The organism is Ruegeria sp. R14_0 (assembly GCF_017743975.1).
Classification (GTDB): domain Bacteria; phylum Pseudomonadota; class Alphaproteobacteria; order Rhodobacterales; family Rhodobacteraceae; genus Ruegeria.
The window spans coordinates 1-3,628 of sequence record NZ_JAGHRC010000021.1 but is presented as its reverse complement, the minus strand read 5'-3'; the positions used below and the strand labels follow the sequence as shown (position 1 = coordinate 3,628).

The window sequence follows — 3,628 nt, the reverse complement described above, 5'->3', positions numbered from 1 at the left end:
CGCTCGGCGCGGTCCAGGTCATAGTCGGTGTCGACAAAGATCGAATCGTCAGAGATCAGGTTGAGGTTCTGCAGTTCGGTGCGCGAATAGAGGTCTTCCAGCGGGATCTGGTAGACATTGCCATCGCGGTAGAGGCGCACCGAAGAGTTGTCGATATCGCTGACCGAGACGGATCCGGCGGCCGCCAGCGCCTCGCCCAGGGTCAGCTGGGTCAGGGTGATGGGCTGCACGCCGGGCTGGCCGACCGCGCCGCCGACCGAGACGCGACGCGAGTTGAACTCGGCGATCTCGAGACTGAAGGTGGGGTCGATCTGGTTTTCCACCAGGCGCTGGAACAGGATGGCCTCGGCCTCGTCCACGGTCAGGCCGACCAAGCGGACGCGCCCGACATCGGGGATGTTGATCGATCCGTCATCCTGCACGGTATAGCCGTTGCGGCTGTTCTGCGCGGCCAAGAGGCCCGACAGCTCTCCGGCGGTGCCTTGCGTTGACGGGGTCGACAGCACCAGCACGTCGCCGATGCCGATGGTGTAGGGTCCGGGATTGACCTGCGGCGGCGGGTCCAGCTGCAGACCTGCGCGCGATCCGTCCTGGGTGGATGGCGCCTCGGGCAGCGGGCCGGTGCCGCGCAGGCTGGAGCTGGAGCCGGACCCGGCGGATTGCGCAAAGACCGATGGCAGGGTTTTGGGGGCATAGGGCGAGCGGTTGGCCACCAGTACCGTTTCCGGTGTCACCGGCACAACGCGGACCTTGCCGGCGTCCGAGACGCCCGCCGTCACCGAGGGGCTGCGGTAGATGGTCGAGCATCCGGCGACCAGGCCGGTCAGGGCCAGCGCACTGAGGAAAAGTGGGATATGGCGCACAATACGTCCTCCACGGGTCAGAAACTTAACTGTCATCGGGCACCACCTTTATGAACATGTTGCCCAGAAACGGCCCGGTCCATTGCGAAGACTGGACGATACGGCCGGTGCTGTTGCGCACCCAGTAAACGTTGGTAAAGCGATCTGCCACCCCGAAGCAGTCCTCTTGTCGTTTTTCCGTGGCGACAGGGGTGCCGCGCAACAGGACGGTCTCGGGGCCCAGCGAGGTGATCTGGCAGTCATAGGCGCGCAGGTCGATCTCGTCATCGCCGTTGAGAAAGCTGTGGAACCGCTCGGCCCGGCCCGCGCCACTGCCCAGGATCAGCGCCGCGCTCTGACGGACATCCGAGCCCATCATGCCGTCGCCAAAGCCAAGGGCCGAGGTCAGCAGGCCGCGTTCCAGCGTGATGGTGGCCCCATCCGCGGTCAGCCAGGTCTGCACCCCGGCGCGCTCGGTCTCAAGCAGCATGACGCCAGCCAGATCGCGGCTGGGAAAGCCGACCTCAAGCCGGGGCGGGATCGGGCGGCGGGCTGCCAGCGCCTCAGCGCGCGGGTTGAACCGCGGCGCGTTGGGAAACAGCGTGCCCCTGAGCAGGTCGACATCGTCCTGCGCCTCACCGCAGGAAACCAAAACCAGGGCCAGCAGGGCAGTGCGCAGGATCTTCATCGCCAGAACCTCGCCCAGCTGCGCGACAGGTCCTGCGCGCGCGCCTCGCGGGTGACGCCATACAGCCGGTTGCGCACGTTCAGCCGTGCGCCGCCATCACGCAGGACGGGGCGGATGGTCTGGGCGATCTTGTTGCGCGACGGGCGTCCGGTCATCCACGCGATGGGGATTTCCAGCCGGATGCCCTTGTCGAACGAGCCCTCGCCGAACTCTTCGGAACTGACATTGGTCAGGGTAAAGAACGCGCCCACCTTGAAGCCGTTGTTGAACTCGCGGTCCAGGGTGAAGGTGGCGCCATAGTCGCCCGCCAGATAGCGCCCGACATCGACCTGCGCGTGATAGTCGCCCGGCAGATCGTAATAGGCCGAGACATGCCCGGTGAAGACGTTGTAGTCCTGAAAGCCGAACAGCACGTCAAAGTCACGCTGGACCACATAGTTGGCCTCGGCCCCAAGGGCCAGACGGCTGTTGGTGGGATACCACAGCAGCTCGGTCGACAACCCGCCGAACATGGTCTCGAGATAGCCCAGCGTGGTGCGGGCATAAAGGTTCTCGCCCGGTCGCCACATATACTCGCCGGTCATATGCTCGATCCGCAGGTTGGATTCGCGGGCATAGATGTTCCAGTCCGAGCGCACCCGCGGCAGGGTCGAATCCGAGGGCCGGGTGCTGTCGTCCAGGGTGCTCAGGATCGGCTGGCGCAGCCCGGTCGAAAAGGTCAGGCCCGGCGTGACGGTGTAATCCAGCTCCAGCGCCACACCCACCTCGTAGCGCAGCGGGTCGTCGGGGTCGAAGAAGGAAAAGTTCAGATACGGCCCGAAGCTGTAGGAAAAATGCGGGAAGGCATCGGTCAGAACGCCACCCTGCACCACCGGTAGCGTGTCCGAGATCTGGGCCCGGGCAAAGCTGCGCCAGGCATTGTCGGGGTCATGTTCCAGCTCATAAAGGTCGTCGCGATTGACACGCACCGCGCTCAGCGGCACGCCGTTCGACATCAGCGCGATGTCGAAATGCTCACTCTGGGGCGGCTGTTCATTGGCCAGCACCCGCGCGGTGCGGCCAAGGGCCTGCGCCGCCTGACCATAGCGGTTGTTCTCGACCCCGACGCGGACCGTGTCGCCGGTCTCGGACAGGTAGACCAGCCGCAGCCCCTCCTGGTTCAGCGCCGACTGCATCCGCGCCCGGATATCCTCCGAGCCCCGCCCGGCCGTTGTCGCAGCGACCTGCGCCTCGGGCTGCAACGGCGGAGGGGCAGAACCCTGCCCGCCCGGCGTCACCGCTTTGCGCGGATTGACGAAATAGCTGTAGGTCAGCCCCAGCGTGGTGCCATAAAGGTAGGATGTGGTCAGCTGCGAGCCGTTGTCGAACCGGTATTGGACGCCCAGGTTGATCGGCGAGCGTACGTCAAAGCCGATATCCTCGCGTTCTCGGGTATAAAGATCCGGCGAATACTCCGCCAAAAATGTCAGCTGATCATTGTATTGCCAGCTGACACCGCCGAACAAGGCGGCATCGCCACGGAACCAGTTTCCAAATTCCAGCTCACCCCCTTCACCGTTCGAGTTGGACGCCGGACGCGTGTCGAACCGGCTGCCGAAGATGCCCAGCGGGTTCGAGAACGCGCCGCGTCCCGCCATGCGCCCCCAGCCAATGCCGCCGGTCAGCTTGAACCGGTCACGAAAGGTCTTGGTGGCCACGAAATACTCGGCCGCATAAATGCCGGTGCCGCCAAAGTCGCGCAACCCCATCACGATCGCTGGGCCAGTCCTGCTTTCTTCGCGCAACCGGAAGTGGACATCAAAACTGCGGTCATACCGGTCGCCATCCGCACCATCCAGCCCCCGGATCAAAGCATAGCGAAAGCTGCCATGCACCCAGGGCAGCAACTGAAAGGTCATCGTCGCCCGGCCGGTATCCCGCAGCCCCGCCGCCGTGAACACCAGCGCGCCATCATCAAACATCTCGGCTGTCGGGATCTCAAGCAGACCGGGGGTGCCATAGGTGGACACCGACTGCGCCTGTGCAAGGCCCGTCGCCAAAACGCAAACCAAAGCCAAAAGGCCCGTTCGCAGGTGTGTAACTGCTCGAATCTTCACGT

Annotated in this window: 3 protein-coding genes; all 3 read right to left on the bottom strand. The window is 64.6% G+C overall.

The annotated features are described in order from the left end of the window. A partial coding sequence (locus J7416_RS22515; protein ID WP_247744437.1) for a polysaccharide biosynthesis/export family protein occupies positions 1–899 on the bottom strand: 899 nt, incomplete at its 3' end. After that, on the bottom strand, positions 889–1,530 hold the full coding sequence (locus J7416_RS22510) for a YjbF family lipoprotein (RefSeq protein WP_209227933.1): 642 nt from the start codon (positions 1,528–1,530) through the stop codon (positions 889–891). The genes J7416_RS22515 and J7416_RS22510, both read right to left, overlap by 11 nt. Beyond that, the gene (locus J7416_RS22505) at positions 1,527–3,626 is read right to left on the bottom strand and encodes a YjbH domain-containing protein (protein WP_348540303.1); all 2,100 of its coding nucleotides are present in this window, start codon (positions 3,624–3,626) and stop codon (positions 1,527–1,529) included. The genes J7416_RS22510 and J7416_RS22505 overlap by 4 nt, the downstream gene beginning before the upstream one ends. Between the last annotated feature and the right edge of the window lie 2 nt (positions 3,627–3,628).